Raw genomic sequence first — 20,740 nt, 5'->3', positions numbered from 1 at the left:
GGATTCAGGAGCGATTTTTTGACCATCGAGGAGTTCGAGGAGTTCTACGCGCAAGCGGCAGGACGGCTCACAGGACAGCTCTACGTGATGCTCGGTGACCACCACGAGGCGCAGGACGTGGTGCAGGAGGCCTTCGTCAGGGGATGGGGCCGCCGGCGCCAGCTGGACCGCGACGGCCGGCCCGAGGCGTGGATCCGTACGGTCGCGTGGCGGCTCGCCGTCAGCCGCTGGCGCGGGCGTCGGCGTACCGCCGACGCCTGGCAGCGGACCGCTCCGGCCGGGCACGTGGAGGGGCCCGGGCCGGAGGCGGTGGCCCTCGTCGAGGCACTGCGGCAACTGCCCTTGAAGCAGCGCCGGACCATGGCGCTGCACTACGTGTGCGATCTGACGGTCGAGCAGATCGCCGCCGAGACCTCGCTGTCCACGAGCACGGTCAAGACCCACCTGTCCCGGGGTCGGGTCACGCTCTCCCGCCATCTGCAGGACCCCCGCATTGAGGAGGCTCCCGATGCCTGACTCCCACGACCCGCTGCGGTCCCTGTTCCGGGAGGCGGCCTCCGCCGGACAGGCCGCGAGCACGACCCCGCCCGTCGGCGTCATCGAACGGCGCGGTGAACGGCACCGCCGGCACCGCATCGTCGGTATCGCCGCCGCCTGCCTGCTGGTCCTCGCCGGATCCGGTGCGGCGCTGTCCGCGTTCCTTCCGCAGGACCCGGGGCCGAACCTGCCGGCGACCACTCCTTCTCCCGTGGCCCCGTCCCCGACCTCGGCACCGCCCCCGCCGGCCCACTCCACGACGCCGACGCTCAACTCGGCGCTGCCGCCGCGCAACACCACGCCGCCCCCGCCGCTCGGCAGCATGATGCCGCCGGGCAACACGACGGCGCCGCCGGCCGATCCCACCGGCACCGCGACCCGGAGCATGTCCCCGACTCCCCCGCAGTCGCACCGGTAACCCCTCTCTCCCTCCCTCCCGCGCTCCCTCTCCCCGCAGCCCATCGCCCGTGGACACCGGCCCGAACCAGGGCCGGTGACTCCGCACACCCTCAGACGGCCAGGAGATATCGATATGTCCGTTTCATCACCCCAGCGGCGATCGGTCGAGCTTCCCGAACCGCCCACCACCTGGCCGCCCGTGCGCGAGACCGGTCGCCTCCCCCGCCGCCCCCGCCGCTCCCTCCCGGGGTTCCTGCGCCTCGGTCCGGGCGAGCGCGAGGTGCTGTGGCTGTACCTGCTGACCCGGATCGGCATCTGGGCCACCGCGGGCGCCGTCGGCTGGCTGTTCCCCGCCGACGGTCAGGCCCGTGAGCCGGCCTCGTTGCTCTCGCCCTGGCAGCAATGGGACTGGTGGTTCTACCTCCACATAGCCCAGGACGGATACTTCCCCGGCCAGGCCGGACCCTGGACGGCCGGCTGGGACAATCGCGAAGCCTTCCTGCCCGGCCTCCCCCTCGTCCTGCGCGCCGTCCACACCGTGGTCCCCGACTGGGCCACGGCCGGCGCGCTGATCTCCTTCCTCTCCGGAGGCGTCGCCGTCCTGGCCCTCGCCCGGATCGCCCGCCATCACCTGGCCGACCTCGAAACGGGCCGCCGCGCGGTGGCCTTCCTGCTGCTCTCGCCGTGCGCCGTGTTCCTCGCCGCCGGCTACACCGAGGCACTCTTCCTGGCCCTGGCCCTCCCCGCATGGTTGGCGGCCCAGCGCCAGAACTGGCCCGCGGCCGCGGTACTGGCCTGCCTCGCCTGCTCGGTTCGCGTCACCGGTCTGTTCCTCGCGGCCGCCCTCGCCCTCCACTTCGTCCTCACGGCCCGCGGCCGCGCCGCCTGGCGTTCGGCCCCGTGGCTCCTCCTGCCCGCCCTCGCCCCGGTCCTCTACAGCTGGTACCTCCAGACCCGGACCGGGGACTGGATGGCCTGGAAACACTCCCAGGAACGCGGCTGGTACCGGGACTTCCACGCGCCGTGGGAAGCCTGGGCGAACACCTGGGACGCCGCCTTCCACCACACCCAGCCCACCGGGAACGCGCTGATGTGGCAGGCGGAGCTGTTGGCCATGGTGGTCGGCGTCGTACTCCTGGCGCTGCTGGTCCGGGGCCGCCGCCGGCCCGAAGCCCTGTACATCGGCCTCACCCTGTGGGCCCTGGGCACCTCGTACTGGTACACGTCCATACCCCGCTCCACCCTGCTGTGGTGGCCGCTGTGGATCGGCCTGGCCTCCTGGAGCCTGAAGCGCCCCCGGATCCGGACCGCCTACCTCTACGTCGTGGCGCCCCTGTCCACCACCGTCGCCATCACCTTCCTGACTGGCCGCTGGGCGGGCTAGGCCGTCTCTTCCGGATCTTGCCTGACCCGCGCCGCCCGCCACCGCACCTCGCCGCGTTGTCGAGGCACCCGAGGACGTCCGGTAATCGGGAGCCTCTCCGCCTTGCGATGCACGGCACCGGACGACGCGGGCTTGACCGGCAAGATCCCAAAGAGACGACCTGGCCCGCGTCTCCGGGCCACGTCCCTCGCGCCGACTGGCCCATCTCGCACGGTGGGCGTTCCATCGAAGGGTGGGCCTTGTCCCGTGGGGCTCCTCACGGCAGGAGATCGCCATGACCGGAGTCATGACCGCGCACCCGGGCCGGGCCCGGACGGCGCTCCTGTGCGCCACCGCGCTGCTCGGCACGGTCCTGCCGGCCGGCGGCGCGTGGGCGGTGAACGGGACGGGCGCCCCGGCCGCGTCGTGCGTCGCGTCCCCCGAGCCCACCGGCGGCGAGGCGAAGCAGATCCTGGACATCGCCGAGGCGGCGCAGAAGGAGCTGGACCTGAACGCCGTCCTGCTACGGGTCACGCGCGACGGGCGGGAGGTCGTCACCGTGGCTCTCGGCGAGTCGATGACCGGCGTCCCGGCCACCGCCGACATGCACTTCCGGGCCGGTTCGGTGGCCATCGTCTACATGGGCATCGCCATGCTGCAACTCGTGGAGGACGGCAAGGCCGACCTCGACGACCCGATCTCGCGCTGGCTCCCCGACGCGCCGCACGCCGACGAGATCACCCTGCGCATGCTCGGAGCCTCCACCTCGGGCCTGCACGACTACGTACCGGACCCGAAGTTCCTCGCCGCCCTGTACGCCGACCCGTTCCGCCAGTGGACCCCCGACGAACTCGTGGGCATCTCCGCCGCCCACCCCCTGCTGTACGAGCCCGGGACGAGCTGGAGCTACTCCCACGCCAACTTCGTGCTCCTCGGGCAAGCCCTGGAGAAGATCTCCGGGATGCCGCTGGCCGAGGTGATGAAGCGGCAGATCACGGGGCCCGCCGCACTGGACAACACCCGCAACAGCTTCACCCCCCAGATCGAGGAGCCCGTCCTGCACTCCTTCGACGCGGAGCGCGGCAAGTACGAGGAGTCCACCTACTGGAATCCCTCCTGGACCACGGCTCCCGGCGCGGTCCTGAACACCCACATCTGCGACCTGGCCCGCTCGGCCGAGGTCGTGGGTACGGGCGAACTCCTCTCGCCGCAGAGTTTCAAGGTCCAGCTCGACCCGGGCACGGTGGGCCTGGGCGGCAACACCCCGGGCTGCGCGCCCAAGGACTGCTTCCGCCAGCTCCCGGCCCGACACTTCGGCTACGGCGTGATCGTCCAGAACGGCTGGATCCAGTCGAACCCGTCCTTCGCGGGATACGCGGCCATCCAGGCCTACCTCCCGAGCGAGCACCTGGCGATCGCGGTGTCCACGACGGTCGGCCCCAAGGGCCCCGAGACCAACACGGCACAGACCATCGCCGGCCGCATCGCCGCGGTCCTCACGCCGAAGAACTCCCTGGCGGGATGACCACCGCGTCGAGTCTGACTCGGACGCCGAGGATCAGCCGTCCCCCTCCGCGTCCCAGCAGGCCCGTAGGTGTTCCCGCAGGTGCGGAACCGATGCCGCCGCACAGGTCATGACGATCACGAGCCTGCTGAGATCGATGCCGTCGGACCGCCTGGTGCGGGACCACCGCCGGCCTGCCCTCACCAGGGTCCCGAACAGCAGCCGTTGTCCGGCGGGATCGCCCGGCAGGATCTCGTCCGCGGCCTCGATGACAAGTACGTAGTGCTCCGCGGGCAGCCAGTGCAGATCGCGCAGACAGTCGCAGAGGGCGTTCCAGTTCCACCCGAAGTAGTCCGGCAGCTTCAGTCTGTCGTAGAACTGCAGGAAGACCGCGTCGGTGTCCCCCATCTCCCGTCCGTCGAGGCGCACCACGTACGTCGTGCCGGTCATGGACAGCAACAGGTCCACAGGCACGGCCCCTTGCTCCGGAACCACATGTACCCAGGGCGCGATGTCCACACCCTCACCTCCCCTCCGCCGGTACCGGAAACCGCGGCGAGCCGCAGCGGCGGCCTGCACGTACGTCGATCTTCCCCCACCGACCGCGGAGCCGGGGCACGACCCATGACAGGCTGTCCGTCCGGGCATCGAGGGGGGGGCCGGGGAGCCATGGCAGAGGTCGCCGGATGGATCCGGCAGCACAATCTGCGGTCGTTGCTGGAGTTGTTGTCCCACTACGTGGGCTACGACTTCGACGGCACCGACTGGGAAACGGTGACACCGGCGCCGGAGGAGACCGACCGGGCGCGGGGTCGAGCCCCGTGACATCGGGCCGGCGGCCTTGGTGCGTGGAGGCCGTGCGGCATGATCTGGATCATGACGCATCCCTCCCTGCCGACCACCGAGTCGGCCGTCGCCGCGATTCGTGCCGTCGCGGCCGAGTACCGGCTGGCCATGACCGTCACCCACGACATCGGCGCCGATCAGACCTCGCGGCGGACCTCGGCGGCCCTGTTCACCGTCGTCGACCCCGACGGATCCCTGCCCCACGAGGCGTTCGTCGAGCTGGGCGGCAGCCCCGCCGTCAGCGTGCGGCTCTTCCCCGAGGACGACGCGACGATCACGGTCGACGGGGTGGAGTTCCACGACGTTCCCCGGGACTCCGTCCCCGCGTTCCTGAGGTCCGTCCACAGCGGGCTGGCCTTCGTGAAGGGTCGGTTCTTCCCGGCGGGCTACTGGCTCACCGTCCCGCTGCCCGGCGACGAGACGTACCGGGAGAGCGTGGGAGGCCTCTCGCTCACGCCCTGGCTCTCCGGCCGCGTCCGTCCCTGAGCCCCGACCCCCGAACCGCGCCGACCGCACCGGGGCCCGGTCCCCGCAGGCAGCACGCCTGCCCCGAACGGGCCCCCGGCCGGTCACCGGGCGCGCATACTCGGAGCATGGCCGACACCACCACCGTCGAGGTCGACACCGATGTGCACGACCGCCTCGCCGTGCTCGCCGCGAACCGCGGACTGAGCCTGCGCGCGTACCTCGCCGAACTCGCCACCGCCCAGGAGAACGAGGCCGCGCTCGCCCGGGCCGCGCGCGCCTTCGAGCGGGCGCTGGAGCGGCCCGGCTTCCGCGAGGGTTTCGCCCGCGATTTCGGCCGCCTGGCGTCCCGCGACTGATCCGGCGCGGGCCCGTGGGGCCGCCGACGGGCCGGGTCCGTGAAACGTACCTATGCTCGGAGAAGGGGCTGCCCCGAGCGCTGGAGGACGGCTGTCATGACCGAGGCGAGCGACGCGGCCCAGGTGGACCGCACCCTGAAGGCCCGACACCGCGCGATGTGGGCGCTGGGCGACTACCAGTCGGTGGCCTCCCACGTCATTCCGCAGCTGGGGGCCGTGCTCGTGAAGGAGTGCGGCGTCCAGCGCGGCGACCGGGTGCTCGACATCGCCGCGGGCTCGGGCAACGCCGCCATCCCGGCCGCCCTGGCCGGGGCCGACGTGGTGGCGTCCGACCTCACTCCCGAACTGCTGGAGATCGGCCGGCACCTGGCCACCGTACGCGGGGCCACGTTGGAGTGGCGAGAGGCGGACGCCGAGCACCTGCCCTTCGCCGACGGCGAGTTCGATGTCGTGATGTCCTGCGTGGGCATCATGTTCGCCCCGCACCACCGGCCCGCCGCCGAGGAGATGCTGCGCGTCTGCCGCGCCGGCGGCACGGTCGGCCTCATCAACTGGACCCCGCAGGGCTTCGTGGGCCGGATGTTCGCCACGATGAAGCCGTACGCGCCCCCGCCGCCGCCCGGGGCCCAGCCGCCCCCGCTGTGGGGGGACGAGGAGCACGTGCACGAGTTGCTCGGCGACGCGGTCACCGATGTGGACGCGAGCCGCCGGACGGTCCGCGTGGACCGCTTCACGGGCCCCACGGACTTCCGGGAGTTCTTCAAGGCCTGCTACGGACCCACCGTCGCCGTCTACCGCGCCGTCGCCGACGATCCGGACCGGGTCGCCGAGCTGGACGCGGCGCTCGACGCCCTCGCCGCCGAGCACACGGTGGACGGGGTCATGGAGTGGGAATATCTGCTGCTGAACGCCCACCGCCGAAGCTGACCGCCGGCCCCGCGCGGTACGCCGCCCCGCACCACCGGTCAGTCGAGGACCGGGTGCACCTCCGGGTGGGCGTCCCACCACTCCTTGTGGAAGGGGTTGTTGTCCACGTTCGCCAGGTAGGCGCGGGCCGCGGCCCGGTAGAGCAGTTCCGCCTGCCCGGCCGAGAGCGCCGCGCGACTCCAGGCGAGACGGATGCGGCCGATGATGGGGGTGCCGACGAGCGGGCGCATCACCGTGCCCTCCCCCGACGGGGCCGTCGGTTGACTGAGCGCCACCGCGCGCCCGGCGGCGATCAGGTCGTGCTGCATCTTGCGGTCGGTGATGCGGTAGCGCAGTGAGGGGCTGAATCCGGCCTTCTCGCAGGCGGTGACGAGTGCCTCGGGGCCACCGTCGTCGTCCTCCACCAGCGTCATCCACGACTCCCCGGCCAGGTCGGCCAGTTCGATGCGGTCCCGGACCGCGAGCGGGTGCCGCGCGGACAGCCGGATGCAGAACGGTTCCTTGGGGATCAGTGTCCTGGCCAGGGTTCCTTCGGGCAGCGGTACCTCGTGGTCGTTGACCTCCCCGTACACGATGGCGTCGTAGCGTCCGGCGCCGAGCAACCGCGCCAGCACGGTGACCGAATCCTCCAGGTCCACGGCTATCTCCCGGCCTGACATGGACAGGTCGGTCTGGGCGAGGAGGCCGTCGAGCAGGACGAGCATGATGCAGCCCAGCCGTAGCGGGCCGCCGGTCGAGATGGCCCGTGCCTGCGCTCCCAGTGCGTCCATCTCGCTGAGTACGCGACGTGCCTTGGCCAGCACGAATTGGCCCAGTGCGGTGGGTTCCACCCCGCTGCGGCCCCGTACGAAGAGCTCGCCCCCGGTGACCCGTTCGATGCGGCGCAGCTGGGCGGAGAGTGCGGGTTGGGACACTCCGAGCCGCCGCGCCGCGCCCCCCAGGCTGCCCGCCTCCGCGATCCGGCAGACGGCTTGCAGATGCCTCAACTCCAGCTGCATCCGGGCAGCGTACGAGTCGGGCCGCCGCGGCACCATAACGCGGACCTTATGCCTCACGAGATGTCCCAATCTCGTCATGTTCACGCTCATACTCGGCCGCGAACGACACTCATCCCCGACCCCCCACGATCGGAGTGGACGTTGCATCCCAGCAGATGGACGGCGGCCGTGGCAGCGATGGCGCTGACCGCGAGCCTCGCCGGCGCTCTGGCCGGGACGGCATCGGCGGCGCAGCAGGCGCAGCCCTCCCCGTCCCAGAAGGACACACCGGCCGCGCGTGCGGTCGCGGCCGCCGACCAGGCCGTCGACAGCGGCCTGGACTCCCTGGTCAACTCCTCCCAGGAACAGTACGAACGACGACTCGTCACCCCTTGGGTGAAGGACCTCTACTCCGTCTCGTACGAGCGCAGCTACCGCGGCCTGCCGGTCGTCGGCGGCGACGCGGTCGTGCTCGCGGACGGCACCGGCAAGGTGCGCGCCCTCCAGTCCGCCTCCTCCGTGCGCATCGACGTCTCCACCCAAGCGTCGATCTCCGCGAAGGCCGCCGAGTCCACCTCGCGGGCGAAGCTGGTCTCGGTCGACAAGGTCGAGAGCAGCCGGCTCGTGGTCCGCCTCAAGGACGACAAGCCGGTGCTGGCATGGGAGACCGTGCTGAGCGGCCGGACCAGGACCGCGCCCAGCAAGCTGCACGTCTTCGTGGACGCGCGGACCGGCGCCTTCGTCGACAGCTACGACGAGGTGGTCGCGGGCACCGGTAACAGCAAGTGGAACGGGCCGGGCCCGGTCACCATCGACACCACCAACTCCGGTTCCACGTACACGCTGCGCGACCCGGTCCGGACCGGCCTGAGCTGTGCGGACTACAGCACCGGCACGGTCTTCTCGAAGTCCTCCGACTCCTGGGGCACCGGCAACCCCACGAGCAAGGAGACCGGCTGCGTCGACCTGATGTTCGCTGCGCAGAAGCAGTGGGACATGCTCTCCCAGTGGCTGGGCCGCAACGGCGTCAGCGGCAACGGCCGCAGCTTCCCCGCCAAGGTGGGCCTGAGCGATCTCAACGCCTACTGGGACGGCAGCTCGGTCACCATCGGGCGCAACAGCGCCAACGAGTGGATCGCCGGGATCGATGTGGTGGCCCACGAGTACGGGCACGCCATCGACTCCAACACCCCGGGCGGCACCAGCGGCCAGGAGTCCGGGCTCGGTGAGGCCACCGGCGACATCTTCGGCGCGCTGACCGAGGCCTTCGCCAACGAGCCGGCCCCGTACGACACGCCCGACTACACGGTCGGCGAGGTCATCAACCTCCAGGGCCGGGGCCCGATCCGGAACATGTACAACCCGCCGGCGGTCAACAACGACCCGGCCTGCTACAGCTCGTCGATACCCGGCACCGAGGTGCACGCGGCGGCCGGTCCTCTGAACCACTGGTTCTACCTGCTGGCCGAGGGCACCAGCCCGGGCGGCGGCAAGCCGAACAGCAGCACCTGCAACGGCACCTCGCTCACCGGTGTGGGCGTGCAGAACGCCGGCAAGATCTTCTACGGCGGCATGCTGCTCAAGACCAGCAGCATGTCCTACAAGAAGTACCGGACGGCGACGCTGAGTTCGGCCAAGTCGCTGGACGCCACCTGTGACCTCTTCAACAAGACCAAGGCCGCCTGGGACGGCATCAGCGTGCCCGCCCAGACCGCCGATCCGACCTGCACCCCGAGCGGTCAGAACAACGACTTCTCGATGTCGCTGAGCCCGTCCTCGGGCACCGTCCAGCAGGGCGCTTCCGTCACCACCACGGTCGGCACCACGGTCACCACGGGCAACGCCCAGTCGGTGACGCTGACCGCTTCCGGTCTGCCGGCCGGCGTGAGCGCCTCCTTCAACCCGGCCACCGTGCAGTCCGGCCAGTCCTCGGTGCTGACCCTGACCGCCACGGCCAACGCGGCTCCCGGCGCGTCCACGGTCGTCGTCAAGGGCCAGGGCGCGAGCCTCTCCCACACGGTGGACTACGCGCTCAACGTGGGCGGTACCCAGCCCGGCAACGACCCGCCGGACATCAACGTCGCCAACGTGCAGGCGCACCTGACCCAGTTCAACACCATCGCGAGCCAGAACGGCGGTCACCGCCGGGCCGGCAGCGCCGGCTACACCCAGTCGCTGGCGTACGTGAAGGGCAAGCTGCAGGCGGCCGGTTACACCGTCACCGAGCAGAACTGCACCTCCTGCACCTACCCGTCGAACAACCTGATCGCCGACTGGCCCGGCGGCCCCGCCGACCAGACCGTCATGTTCGGCGCCCACCTCGACGGCGTCTCGGCCGGCCCCGGCATCAACGACAACGGTTCGGGCTCCGCGACCCTGCTGGAGAACGCCCTGGTCCTCGCCCAGAAGAACCCGACGATGACCAAGCACGTGCGCTTCGCCTGGTGGACCGACGAGGAGCAGGGCCTCAACGGCTCCGAGTTCTACGTCAACCAGCTGAGCAGCGCCCAGCGCAGCGCCATCAAGGGCTACTACAACTTCGACATGGTCGGCTCGACCAACGGCGGCTACTTCATCAACAACGTCAACTCCACCACCGCCGCCCCGCTGAAGGCGTACTGGACCTCGCTGAACCTGGCACCCGAGGAGAACACCGAGGGCCAGGGCCGCAGCGACGACTACTCCTTCCAGCAGGCCGGTATCCCCACCTCCGGCTACGCGGCCGGCGCCAGTGCCCGCAAGACCTCGGCGCAGGCCACGAAGTGGGGCGGCACGGCCAACGCCGCCTACGACCCCTGCTACCACAGCTCCTGCGACACCACGAACAACATCAACGCCACGGTGCTGAACCGCAGTGCCGACGGTGTCGCCTACGCCGTCTGGAAGCAGGCGGTCGGCGGTGAGACCCCCGCGCAGGACTTCTCCGTCGCCGTCAGCCCGTCCGCGGGCAGCGCGGCCCCCGGCGGATCCACCTCCGCCACCGTCAACACCACCACCGTGAGCGGCGCCGCGCAGACCGTCGCGCTCTCCGTCTCCGGCGCGCCGGCCGGCGTCACCGCGACGCTCAGCCCGACGTCCGTCCAGTCCGGCAGCTCCTCGGCGCTGTCCGTCCAGGTCGGCGCGAGCACCGCGCCCGGCACCTACACCCTGACGGTCACCGGCTCGGGCACCGTCAGCCACACCAGCACCTACTCGCTCACCGTCACGGGCGGCGGCAGCTGCACGCCGCGCCAGCTCGTGACCAACGGCGGCTTCGAGAGCGGCTCCAGCCCGTGGAGCGCGACCACCGGCGTCATCACCAACCAGTCGGGGCAGGCCCCGCACGGCGGCAGCTACAAGGCGTGGCTGGCCGGGTACGGGTCCACCCACACGGACAGCGCCGCCCAGACGCTGACCATCCCGTCGGGCTGCTCCACGTACCGGCTCGGCTTCTTCCTGCACATCGACACGGACGAGGACGAGAACGTCGTCTACGACCGGTTCACCGTCTCGGTGGCCGGTCAGACCCTGGAGACCCTCTCCAACCTGAACGCGAACTCCGGCTACGTGGAGAAGTCCTACGACCTCTCGCCGTTCGCCGGCCAGACCGTCACCCTGAAGTTCACCGGCACGGAGGACCAGTCCCTGCAGACCTCCTTCGTCGTGGACGACGTCACGGTCCAGGTGAGCTGACGCCCACCTGAGCCACCGACCGGAACCAGCCCGGCCCGGCCCCCGCACCTCGGGGGGCCGGGCCGGGCCCGTCGTATCCCCGAGCACCGCCGCAGCGGCCGATCCGGCCGACTCGCGGCGCGTCCCGTCAGTGGTTGCCGGGGCCCCGCTCGGGAGCGATCATCGCGACCAGCCCGTAGTCCAGTTCCGAGCCGTCGACGAGGAGGGCCTCGACCGTGCGCGTGCTCGGGTCGATGTCCGCCTCCACGCCCTGCCCGCGGTAGCGGGGGTAGCCGGAGGCGCCGGTCTCGCCGGTCGCCTCGACCGTGGCCACCCGCAGGGCCCGGTCGGCCGCGGACTCGCCGCGCAGGTTCTCGATGTGCTCGGGCACCAGCAGGATGTCGAAGCTCTGCGGCTCTGTGCTCATGGATCGAAGCTACCCGATGAGGTGCCCCGGAGCGGGCGTGCACACGCCCCGCCTCGTAGGCTCTGCGGGACCCCACCCGGATGAAGAGGAACGACATGAGCGGCGACACCCCGAGCAGGATCCTTCTCGTGGCGAAGGAGACCACCCTCAAGGGCCTGCTGGAGCGCCTCCTCGTGGCCCGGGGGTTCGCCGTCGTCGACGGCGGGACCGGGGTGGACACCGTCTCGCTGCTGGGCAGCGCCGGCCCGATCGATCTGGTGATCTGTGAGCGCACCGGGCCGGGTCTGGACGAGGTGGCGCTGTTCGAGGAGATCCGCCGGCATCCCGATCACGGGCGGGTGCCGATCCTCGCGCTGCCGCCCGCGGATCCGGAGTGCACGGTGCGCGCGCTGGAGGCCGGCGTGAGCGACTGTCTCGCGAAGCCGTTCCATCCCACGGAGTTCATGGCCCGCGTCGAGCGGCTGGCCCGGCCCACCGCGGCCTGATTCCGCTCTTCGGGCTCCGGCCGGTCGTCCGGATCCGGCCGGTCCGGGCCCCGGAACACGATTGGCCGGACATCGCCCTGGTCGGGGCCGCTCAGGGTTCCTACGATGCGGTCACCCGGTCTTCACCGATCGGGACTTGTCAGGGGCATGCCCAGATTCCCCTTCCTGGGCCTGCCCCGTTCCACCCTGCACACCGGTCTGTGACGACCCGGCCCCGCTCTGGCCGGCCGCACCCCCCACCCCTCCGGCACACAGGCATGCCCGCCTGCGCGCCGCCCGGTACCGAAGCAGTGGATCGGAGAAACATGTCCGGTGGATTCCTCGTGAGCGGCGCGATCGGCGCCCTGCTCACCGCCACCCTGCCCACGCACGCCACCCCCTCCACGATCGTGAACCCGCCGCCCGACCGCATCGTGATCGAGGTCGCCACGGTCAACGGATCCGGGTGTCCCAAGGACACCGCGGAGGTCGCCGTGTCCCAGGACAACACCGCCTTCACCGTGACCTACAGCCAGTACCTCGCCCAGGTCGGCGGCGGCGCCCCGCCCACCGCGGCGCGCAAGAACTGCCAGCTCAGCCTGATCGTGCACGTGCCCCACGGCTTCACCTACGCCATCGCCAGCGCCGACTACCGCGGCTACGCCTCGCTGGCGCCCGGCGCGAAGGCCACCGAGAAGGCCTCGTACTACTTCCAGGGCTCACCGGACACCGCCGCGCGCACCCACAACTTCAGCGGCCCGCAGGAGGACAACTGGCAGGCCACGGACGTGACCGACTGGGCCCAACTGGTCTGGGCGCCGTGCGGGGTGCAGCGGAACTTCAACATCAACACCGAGCTGCGCGTGACCAGAGGCACCTCGTCCCCCTCGTCGACCAGTTACATGACGATGGACTCCACCGACGGCAGCATCAACACCATCTATCACCTGGCCTGGAAGGAGTGCCCCGGCAAGTGATCGACCCCGCTCCCGGCCGCCCCCCGCTGCGCGTCCTCGCGCGGCGGGGGGCGGTAGCCGCGGTCGCGGACCAGGCGGGCGGTGAGTTCGGTGAAGGCCCGGGCCGCGGCGCTCTCGTACGCGCTCTCCCGGCGCAGCAGGGTCACCGTCCGGGACGGGAGGGCAGGGTCGAGCGGTACGGGGCGCAGGTACGGGTGGTCGTCGGTGACGGCGTCGGGCAGGACGGTGGCCAGCGTGGTGCGCCGGACGATCTCGGTGAGGGCCTGGACGGAGTTCGCCTCGACCGCGATGTGCGGCCGGACCCCGTGTGCGGCGAGATAGGCGTCGACGTGCTCGCGGGTGGCGAAGTCCCCGCTGAGCAGGGCCAGTCGGCGCGTCGCGAGGTCCCGTACGGGCAGCGGGGCGGCATCCGCGCCGGTGGCGGTGACCAGCCCCAAGGTCTCCGTGAACAGCGCGGTGGCCGCGATTCCGGGCGGGTGCGGCCCCTCGAAGGCGAGACCGAGGTCGTGCTCGTCGGCGAGCAGGCCGGCCTCGATCCGGTCCTGGGGCATCTCCCGGATCTCCAGCGTGATGCCCGGGTGAGCGCTGTGGAGCTCGGCGACGAGCGGGCCGAGGAGGTACGCGGTGAAGGTCGGGGTGAGCGCGAGGCGCAGGTGGCCGCGGGAGAGGTCGGCCAGGTCCAGGACGGCGCGCTCGGCCGCGGCCAGGTCCCGTAGGGCGCCGCGCGCGTAGTGGACGTAGGTCGCACCTGCGTCGGTGAGCCGCACGGCGCGCCCGGTCCGGTCCAACAGCTGGACGCCGACGGTGCGTTCGAGCTGCTTCACCTGCTGGGACAGGGTGGGTTGGGAGATCCGCAGCTCTTCGGCGGCGCGGGTGAAGCTGCCGTGTTCGGCCACGGCGATCAGGTAGCGCAGGTGACGCAGTTCCAGTGCCATGGGCACGACTATAGATGGCATCGATGACATACATGGATATTGCGTCTTGGACACAATAGATGCAGGTCATGCATGGTGGAACACGTCAAGCCCCACAGCGGGCGCATCCCACCGAAGGGAGTGACCGTGCAGACCGCACACACCACACACGCCGTGCCGGCCCCGGGTGATCTCGCGGACGGCGTCGCGCGTTTCCAGCGCGAGGTGTTTCCGGCCAAGGCGGACCTCTTCGCCCATCTGGCCGGAGTACACCGGCCGACGACCCTGTTCATCGGCTGTTCGGACGCCCGCGTGGTGCCGGAGCTGATCACCCAGAGCGAGCCGGGCGAGTTGTTCGTCGTCCGCACCGCCGGAAATCTCGTCCCCGCCCACGCACCGGGCACGGACGGGGTGGCGGCGAGTGTCGAGTACGCCGTCGCGGTCCTGGGCGTCACCGACATCGTCGTGTGCGGGCACTCCGCCTGCGGGGCGATGACCGCCCTGGCCGAGGGCGCCGACCTGAGCGCCGCCGCCTCCGTCGCGGGCTGGCTGCGCCACGCGGACGCCTCGGTGGCTCGGACGGCGCGGGTGGCCGGCCCCGAGCGGCTGTCCGTCCTGATCCGCGAGAACGTACGCGCCCAGCTCGCCAACCTGGCCACCCACCCCTCGGTGGCCCGCGCACTGACGGCGGGGACGCTCACACTGCACGGCTGGGTCTACGACATCCGCTCCGGCGGTGTCACGGACGTCGGCCCCGCCGCGACCGGCTGACCCGTCACCGCCGCCGTCCCCTCGCCCCCCCCTCATCCCCTCATCGGCTCACCCCCCTCCTCCGAAGGACACCTTCATGCCGCACGCCCAGTTCGACCCCACCGCCCGCCAGACTCTCGCCGTCATCGCCGTCGACGCCAAGACCCGCAAGGACCTGTCCTGGCAGCAGCTCGCCGACGCGGCCGGTCTGTCGGTCGCCTTCGTCACCGCCGCCCTGCTGGGCCAGCACGCCCTGCCCGAGGCCGCCGCGAAGGCGGTCGCCGGCCTGCTGGACCTGGACGAGGACGCGGTACGGCTCCTGCAGACCGTCCCCACCCGCGGATCGATCCCCGGCGGCATCCCGACCGATCCGACGATCTACCGCTTCCACGAGATGCTGCAGGTCTACGGGACCACCTTGAAGGCCTTGGTCCACGAGCAGTTCGGGGACGGCATCATCAGCGCGATCAACTTCAAGCTGGACGTCAGGAAGGTCGCGGACCCGGAGGGCGGCGAGCGCGCGGTCATCACCCTGGACGGCAAGTACCTGCCCACCCGCCCTTTCTGACCTCTCCTCAGGCGGACTCGTCCGCGCGGGGCCGCTCGCCGAGCTGCCAGAAGAGTCGGTTGTCCAGGCACTCGGCCAGGTAGGGGACGCCCGCGGTGCCCCCCGATCCGTGCTCCCCGCCGAGCATCCGCGCGGCGAGGCTCCGGTGGGTGGACTTCCAGCGCTGGTGCCGCTCCTCCAGTCCGCCGAGCGCGGTGCGGAAGCGGTTCCACTCGGCCTCGTCGAACCGGGCCGAGCGGCGCAGGTCGAGGTAGGCCCGGACCACCGTGTCGTGTCCCTCGGCCGCCGCCTCGGCCCGTACCGCGGGGACCTGGGTGAAGGCTTCCGACCCCAGCCGCCGGGCGGTCGGGAGGCCGCACAGGATCTCGAAGCGCTTGTACTGTTCGGACTGGATGGCGCTGGCACCCTGGGTGAACTGCCGGAAGGCGGAGAAGTGTCCGGGCCTCATCGTGGCCACCATCCGGAAGAGTGCCGAGGCCCGGTCGAGGAGACCTGCGGCACGGTCCACATGGTCGGCCGCCGCGGCCAACCGGCCGGCGCGCAGCGCCCCGATCGCCTCCCGTACCTCCGCCGCGATCGCCGTGAAGACCATTTCGTGGGCCTGGAGGACCCTGATGAAGAAGTACTCGTCGTGCAGTACGTACACGGGCTGGACCGTCGCCTCGAACCAGTGGCCGGCCTCGGCGCCCGTGGGCCGAGGAAGGAGCTCGGCGACGTGGTCGTCGGCTTCCGGTGCTTCGGGGTCGTGCCCCACGAATCGCAGGGCGTGGCGCAGCCGTTTGCGCAGGGTCACCGGGTCCGGCGGATCCCGGTCCAGGGATTCCCGCGCCGCGTGCGGCTCCCGCGACTCCTCGTCCGGCGCCTGCGCCCGCAGCTCGAAGCGTATGACGTCGGATATGAGCAGCGTGGCCATGCGGTTCGGGTCCGGGGCGTCGTCGGAGTCGCCCAGGAGGAGCTCCAGCAGCGGCAGGGAGAGGTAGGTCCGGTTCCAGTGGCGCCCCTCGTGCTTGTCGAGCACGCAGTCGAGGAACGCCCGAAGGTGGGCCGGGCCGTCCAGGGCGTGGCCGCTGCGGATCTCGGCGAGCCGAAGCAGGAGGGTCTGCGGCAGGAAGTGCTTCCCGGTCCTTCGTACCTCTCGTGTGACGGTACGAGCCAGGTGCATCGCGTCCAGGTCGCCGTCGGCTCCGCCGGCGTGCCCGATGGCCGCCCAGCGGTCCGTCCCTGCGGATCTCGGATTCATCGCCACTCGCCTCCTGGACCTGGTGGGCCTCACGCCGTCCGGGTGAGGCAGGAGATTCCAGTGGGCATGATCGGAGCACCGCCCGTCATGACTCGAACATTCGTGTCTTGACAAGGGCGGAAGGGCACGCAAAGAGCCTCCGGCCCGGTCGGGCAGGAGGCTCTGTGACGTACGTTCGGTGCCCACCCCGGCGGCCGGACGGCCGCTGCGCGCCGGTGGAGGAGGCGGATCCGTGGAACCGTGGATCCGGGTGGAACAAGCCGGGGCCCCGTGGGCACTCGCGCAGGCGTCGGAGGCCCCGGCTCGTACAAGGGGAGTGCGTCAGCTGCCGGCCGAGACGTTGCCCGACAGGACCGGGATGTTGTCCAGGATGTGCGAGAGCGGCTCGTCGCCCTTGGCCTGGGTGGAGTTCTCGGTGCACTGCTGGTTCTGCGGGTTGGACAGGACGTTGATGTCCTGGACGCCGACGTTGGCGAGGACCGCGAGCAGCGACTGGGCGTTGACCTTGACGGGCAGACCGATGCAGGGCTTGTTCAGGCTGCCCTGGACGACGCCGAGCTGCGGGCTCAGGTCACCGTGGGTCTTCTGGTTGCCGTAGATCTGCTGCGCGTTGTTGCCGTTGACGGTGTTGACCCCGTTGTCGTTGCCGATGGCCATGGCCGGGGCGGCGAGGGCCGCGCCCGCGCCGACGATCGACGCGGTGGCGGCGGCGGTGGCCATGAACTTCTTGATCATCAGTGGTCCTTCTGTCGCACGAGTGCACGGTGATAAGCACCTTGATCAACGGCCGGGCGGACCGCAGGTTGCGACGCTTCACCCGAACAGCCCTACCGGGTCTCGCGCCCCCGGACCGCCACGCTGAGCTCGGCGACGTAGTGCTCCTCCACCCATCCGTCCGGGAACCGCTCCATGAGGAGGGCGCGCTCGTCCTCCAGGAAGGCGTCCGTACCGGGCTCGCCGATGAGGAACAGGGAGTGGGTGGACAGCTTGGCCAGATGCGTGTCGACCGGGACACGACGCGACCACGCCAGCCGGCGGTCGGTGAAGCGCAGCCCCTCCTGGGAGAGGGCGCGCTCGTTGATGTACCAGCCCGGTCCGAACCGTTCCTCGATCCGGTGCTGCTGATCGGCGATCCAGGTGATCTCGGTGTCCGGGTCGTTCTGCCACACCGCCAGGGCCCCGCCCGGGCGCAGCACGCGCAGGGCCTCGGGGACGGCGTGCGCCTGGTCCGTCCAGTGCCAGGACTGCGCGTATGTCAACAGGTCCAGGCAGCCGGAGGCCAGCGGCAGCCGGTTGCCGTCCGCGCGGATCAGCGGGGTGCCGGGGTTGCGGCGCCGGAACTCCTGGGCCATGCCCTCGCCCGGCTCCACCCCGACCACCAGGGCCCCGCGGGCTTCGAGCAGGGCGGTGGCGATCCCCGTTCCCGCCCCGACGTCGGCGACCCGTGCTCCCGCCAGCGGAAAGCCGACCATCTCCGCCAGCGTGTCGAAGAGCGCGGGCGGATACGCGGGGCGATGGGCCGCGTAGCGTGCGGCCGCGGAACTGAAGGAACGAGCACGGGATTCGTTCGTCATGGCGTCCATGATGCCGGTGTCCCGGAGCGGCGCGGAGAGGCAGTCCCCCATGGTGGCCGCACGGTATGTCACGTCGCTGGTAGGGGCGTTGGAGCGATACGCCGGGCAGCCCGCGCTCGACGTCGGCCCGCTCGTCCTCGCCTTCCAGGACGTGCTCGACGGGGCCTACCGGCTGGCCGGGGTGCTGTCCGGGGCGGGCATCGGGCGTGGCTCGGGGCTGGCCTGTGTCACGGGGGCGAACCGGCCGGAGGTGCTGCTGGTACGGATCGCCGCGCACCTGCTGGGCGCCCGGCTGACACAGGTGCTCGCCGGACCCGCCCTGTACGGGCTGGACTTCGTCCTACGGGACTGCCGGCCGGACCTGGTCGTGCACGATGTGCCGGTGCCCGCGACCGGGGCGCCCCGACTTCCGCTGGCCGAACTGCTCCGCCGGGCCGCGGAGCGGGAGCCTGCCGCGGTGCCGGTGCTGGCACGGGAGGACGACGTGGCGCGGGTGACCTACACGGGCGGGACCACGGGGCGTCCCAAGGGGGTGGCCTCCACCTTCGGGGCGATGGCGGCGCGGAACGCCGGACGGCCGGCGACCTGGGCGGGGTCGGTGTACCTGTCGGTGACCTCGCTGGCGCAGCGGTCCGGGGGGCGCTGCCTGGAGCAGTGGCGGGCCGGGGGCCGGGTGGAGATCCTGGAACCGTTCACGCCCGGGGGGTTCGCGGCGGCCTGCCGACGTCTGGGGCCGGTGGCCACGTACCTGACGACGTCGATGGTGTACCGGCTGCTGGACGACCCGGCGACCGCCCACGGTGTGCCCGGGCTGGAGGCGGTGTCCTACGGCGATTCGCCCGTCCACCCCGAGCGGCTGCGCGAGGCGGTGACCCGCTGGGGCGGCCGCTGGCGGCAGGGCTACGGCACGAACGAGGCGGCGGTGATCTGCCGGCTCTCCCCCGCCGACCATGATGCGGCGGTGGCCGGGCGGCCGGAGCTGCTGGCGTCGGTGGGGCGGCCCGTGGCGGGGGTGGAGGTGGAGGTGCGCGACGCACGGGGCGCGACGGTGGCGACCGGCCGCACGGGCGAGGTGTGGATGCGGTCGGCGGCGATGATGACCGGGTACTGGGGCCGGCCCGGAGCGACGGCGGAGGTCCTGCGGGACGGCTGGCTCCGGACGGGGGACCTCGGGCACTTCGGGGCCGACGGCCACCTGTTCCTGGACGACCGGCTCCACGACGTGGTGATGGTCCACGGGGACAACGTGTACTGCGTGCCCGTCGAGGCCGCGCTCGCCCGGCATCCCGCGGTCGCCCAAGCCGTGGTCGTGGGTCGACACAGCGACCTCACCGGCGAGGAGGTGTGCGCCTTCCTGGTGCCTGCGGCGGGGTACGGGCCCGATACCGGGCTCGCCGCCGAGGCCTGCGACCTGGTGGAGAAGGACCTGGCACCGGCGCACCGGCCGACCGCCGTGTTCTGGGAACGGGTGATCCCGCTGACCGCGCGCGGCAAGCCGGACAAGCGCCGGCTGCGCGCACGGGCGGCCGGCCGGCGGCCGTAGGCCGGCCGTGAGGGGGTCTCGCCGCTCAGGGTCGGGCGGCGGCGTAGGTCCAGAACCGCCGCATCACCTCTGGCGCGGCGGGGCCGGACAGCTCCCGCTGGGTGAGCAGCACGGTGACCGTGCCGGTGGCCGGGACGATGTGGGCGGCGGTGCCGGTGCCGCCGATCCAGCCGTAGCGGCCCGGTACGTTCCACGGGTCGAGGCGGGCCACGTCGACCGAGCCGCCGAAGCCCCAACCCTGGCCCTCCAGGAACAGGGCGCCCGCCGCGCGCTGCGCCGCGGTGAGGTGGTCGGTGGTCATCTGCCGCACCGAGTCCGCCGAGAGCAGCCGCCGGCCGCCCCCGTAGGAGCCTCCCGCGAGCAGCATCCGGCCGAAGGCGTGCAGGTCGTCGACGGTGGAGACCAGGCCGCCCGCGCCGGACGGGAAGGCGGGCAGGGTGCTCCACTCGCCGTCCGGCGCGTCCACGAGCTCCAACCCGCCGCCGTCCGGGGCCGCCCGGTAGTAGCTGGTGAACCGGCCGATTTCCCCGGCGGTACGGCGAACGCGGTGTCCCGCATGCCGAGCGGCTCGAAGACGCGCTCGGCGAGGACGTCCTGGAAGGGCAGTCCGGTGGCGCGGGCGATCAGCACCCCGAGGATGTCGGAGCAGGTGTTGTAGAGCCATGCCTCGCCTGGCTGGTGGAGGAGCGGGATCCGCCCCAGGGCGGCCGTCCACGCGTCCGGCGCCGCCACCTCCTGCGGCCTGGGCGGCCCCTGCTTCAGCGCGCCGAACAGCGGGGCCACGGCGGGCAGCGAGAAGTCGGCGGGGAAGCCGTACCCGGCGCGGAAGGTGAGGAGGTCCGCGACGGTGATCGGACGCGCGGCGGGCACCACGTCGTCGAGCGGCGCGGACGGGGTACGGACGACCATCGGCGCCGCGAGCTCCGGAAGCCATCGGGCCACGGGCATGTCGAGGGCCAGCAGTCCGTCCTCGACCAGCGCCATGGTGGCCGCGGCGGTCACGGGCTTGGTGACCGAGGCGACCCGGAAGAGGGAGTCGCGGGCCATGGGCGCGGTACCGGCCGTGTCGACGGAGCCGACGGCCGCGACCTCGACGTCTTCGCCGTGTGCCACCAAGGCCACCGCGCCGGGCAGGGAACCGTCACCGACGTGGGTCTCCAGGAGGCCGCGCAGGTCGTCGCTCATCGTCCACCTTCTCGTACGTGCGGATGTTCCGAGGGGTGACTGCCGCCGGGCGCCGAAATCATCGGTCCGA

The 20,740-nt window shown here is 71.8% G+C and carries 21 protein-coding genes and 1 pseudogene; 14 read left to right on the top strand and 8 right to left on the bottom strand.

Features of this window, described 5'->3' with window-relative positions; translation table 11 throughout:
- The first annotated feature begins 18 nt into the window (after positions 1–18).
- The 4 genes from OG624_RS39435 (at position 19) to OG624_RS39420 (ending at position 3,824) form a co-directional block, all read left to right on the top strand.
- On the top strand, positions 19–516 hold the full coding sequence (locus OG624_RS39435; RefSeq protein ID WP_033216727.1) for a SigE family RNA polymerase sigma factor: 498 nt from the start codon (positions 19–21) through the stop codon (positions 514–516).
- Complete coding sequence (locus OG624_RS39430) at positions 509–955, top strand: hypothetical protein (RefSeq protein ID WP_051762949.1); 447 nt, start codon at positions 509–511, stop codon at positions 953–955. The genes OG624_RS39435 and OG624_RS39430 overlap by 8 nt, the downstream gene beginning before the upstream one ends.
- Before the next feature lie 114 nt (positions 956–1,069).
- Entirely contained in the window at positions 1,070–2,320 is a 1,251-nt protein-coding gene (locus tag OG624_RS39425; RefSeq protein ID WP_371640593.1) for a mannosyltransferase family protein, read from the top strand.
- 274 nt (positions 2,321–2,594) lie between these two features.
- Positions 2,595–3,824 (top strand): serine hydrolase domain-containing protein, encoded by a 1,230-nt coding sequence (locus OG624_RS39420; RefSeq protein ID WP_371589622.1) that lies wholly within the window; start codon positions 2,595–2,597, stop codon positions 3,822–3,824.
- A gap of 33 nt (positions 3,825–3,857) precedes the next feature.
- Here the strand turns inward: OG624_RS39420 and OG624_RS39415 are convergent, their stop codons facing one another.
- Positions 3,858–4,271, bottom strand: coding sequence for a barstar family protein (locus OG624_RS39415; protein ID WP_371640591.1), 414 nt, complete (start codon positions 4,269–4,271; stop codon positions 3,858–3,860).
- Positions 4,272–4,472: 201 nt separating this feature from the next.
- On the opposite strand from OG624_RS39415, the gene OG624_RS39410 reads away from it, so the two are divergent.
- The 4 genes from OG624_RS39410 to OG624_RS39395 all read left to right on the top strand — a co-directional run bounded on the left by OG624_RS39410 (position 4,473) and on the right by OG624_RS39395 (position 6,400).
- Positions 4,473–4,628: a hypothetical protein gene (locus tag OG624_RS39410; protein ID WP_371640590.1), complete on the top strand. Its 156-nt coding sequence runs from the start codon at positions 4,473–4,475 to the stop codon at positions 4,626–4,628.
- A gap of 51 nt (positions 4,629–4,679) precedes the next feature.
- Positions 4,680–5,135, top strand: coding sequence for a hypothetical protein (locus OG624_RS39405; protein ID WP_033217248.1), 456 nt, complete (start codon positions 4,680–4,682; stop codon positions 5,133–5,135).
- Between the two features lie 107 nt (positions 5,136–5,242).
- On the top strand, positions 5,243–5,473 hold the full coding sequence (locus tag OG624_RS39400) for a hypothetical protein (RefSeq protein WP_030721766.1): 231 nt from the start codon (positions 5,243–5,245) through the stop codon (positions 5,471–5,473).
- Between the two features lie 96 nt (positions 5,474–5,569).
- Positions 5,570–6,400 (top strand): class I SAM-dependent methyltransferase, encoded by an 831-nt coding sequence (locus OG624_RS39395; protein ID WP_371640589.1) that lies wholly within the window; start codon positions 5,570–5,572, stop codon positions 6,398–6,400.
- A 38-nt stretch (positions 6,401–6,438) separates the two neighbouring features.
- Here OG624_RS39395 and OG624_RS39390 read toward each other — a convergent pair whose 3' ends face one another.
- Positions 6,439–7,398 carry a LysR family transcriptional regulator gene (locus OG624_RS39390; protein WP_161295467.1) on the bottom strand — a complete coding sequence of 320 codons (960 nt, stop codon included), beginning with the start codon at positions 7,396–7,398 and terminating at the stop codon, positions 6,439–6,441.
- Positions 7,399–7,575: 177 nt separating this feature from the next.
- Between OG624_RS39390 and OG624_RS39385 the strand changes: the two genes are divergently transcribed.
- Positions 7,576–11,049: a M28 family peptidase gene (locus tag OG624_RS39385; protein ID WP_326750510.1), complete on the top strand. Its 3,474-nt coding sequence runs from the start codon at positions 7,576–7,578 to the stop codon at positions 11,047–11,049.
- Positions 11,050–11,176: 127 nt separating this feature from the next.
- Here the strand turns inward: OG624_RS39385 and OG624_RS39380 are convergent, their stop codons facing one another.
- Complete coding sequence (locus OG624_RS39380) at positions 11,177–11,455, bottom strand: hypothetical protein (protein WP_033216719.1); 279 nt, start codon at positions 11,453–11,455, stop codon at positions 11,177–11,179.
- 95 nt (positions 11,456–11,550) lie between these two features.
- On the opposite strand from OG624_RS39380, the gene OG624_RS39375 reads away from it, so the two are divergent.
- Complete coding sequence (locus OG624_RS39375; RefSeq protein WP_033216717.1) at positions 11,551–11,940, top strand: response regulator; 390 nt, start codon at positions 11,551–11,553, stop codon at positions 11,938–11,940.
- 305 nt (positions 11,941–12,245) lie between these two features.
- A complete protein-coding gene (locus OG624_RS39370; RefSeq protein WP_033216715.1) occupies positions 12,246–12,896 on the top strand; it encodes a DUF4360 domain-containing protein in 651 nt (216 codons plus the stop codon).
- Here OG624_RS39370 and cynR read toward each other — a convergent pair.
- Positions 12,863–13,831 carry a transcriptional regulator CynR gene (gene cynR / locus OG624_RS39365; protein WP_208869308.1) on the bottom strand — a complete coding sequence of 323 codons (969 nt, stop codon included), beginning with the start codon at positions 13,829–13,831 and terminating at the stop codon, positions 12,863–12,865. The two genes, OG624_RS39370 and cynR, sit on opposite strands and share 34 nt — an antisense overlap.
- Before the next feature lie 126 nt (positions 13,832–13,957).
- On the opposite strand from cynR, the gene OG624_RS39360 reads away from it, so the two are divergent.
- Both OG624_RS39360 and cynS read left to right on the top strand, forming a co-directional pair.
- Entirely contained in the window at positions 13,958–14,581 is a 624-nt protein-coding gene (locus OG624_RS39360) for a carbonic anhydrase (RefSeq protein WP_244290699.1), read from the top strand.
- A gap of 76 nt (positions 14,582–14,657) precedes the next feature.
- Entirely contained in the window at positions 14,658–15,128 is a 471-nt protein-coding gene (gene cynS / locus OG624_RS39355; RefSeq protein ID WP_033216709.1) for a cyanase, read from the top strand.
- A gap of 7 nt (positions 15,129–15,135) precedes the next feature.
- On the opposite strand, the gene OG624_RS39350 is transcribed toward cynS, so the two are convergent.
- From OG624_RS39350 to OG624_RS39340, 3 genes are all read right to left on the bottom strand, one after another.
- Complete coding sequence (locus OG624_RS39350) at positions 15,136–16,368, bottom strand: tryptophan 2,3-dioxygenase family protein (protein WP_161295469.1); 1,233 nt, start codon at positions 16,366–16,368, stop codon at positions 15,136–15,138.
- Between the two features lie 321 nt (positions 16,369–16,689).
- On the bottom strand, positions 16,690–17,103 hold the full coding sequence (locus OG624_RS39345; RefSeq protein ID WP_266360149.1) for a rodlin: 414 nt from the start codon (positions 17,101–17,103) through the stop codon (positions 16,690–16,692).
- A 92-nt stretch (positions 17,104–17,195) separates the two neighbouring features.
- Positions 17,196–17,942: a class I SAM-dependent methyltransferase gene (locus tag OG624_RS39340; protein ID WP_371589617.1), complete on the bottom strand. Its 747-nt coding sequence runs from the start codon at positions 17,940–17,942 to the stop codon at positions 17,196–17,198.
- Between the two features lie 49 nt (positions 17,943–17,991).
- Between OG624_RS39340 and OG624_RS39335 the strand changes: the two genes are divergently transcribed.
- Entirely contained in the window at positions 17,992–19,485 is a 1,494-nt protein-coding gene (locus OG624_RS39335) for an AMP-binding protein (RefSeq protein ID WP_371640588.1), read from the top strand.
- Positions 19,486–19,510: 25 nt separating this feature from the next.
- On the opposite strand, the pseudogene OG624_RS39330 reads toward OG624_RS39335, so the two are convergent.
- Positions 19,511–20,670: pseudogene (locus OG624_RS39330) on the bottom strand (serine hydrolase domain-containing protein).
- Positions 20,671–20,740: the final 70 nt, after the last annotated feature.

The sequence above is a fragment of the Streptomyces virginiae genome (assembly GCF_041432505.1).
Classification (GTDB): Bacteria; Actinomycetota; Actinomycetes; order Streptomycetales; family Streptomycetaceae; genus Streptomyces; species Streptomyces virginiae_A.
This window is presented reverse-complemented; position numbering and strand designations above follow the sequence as displayed.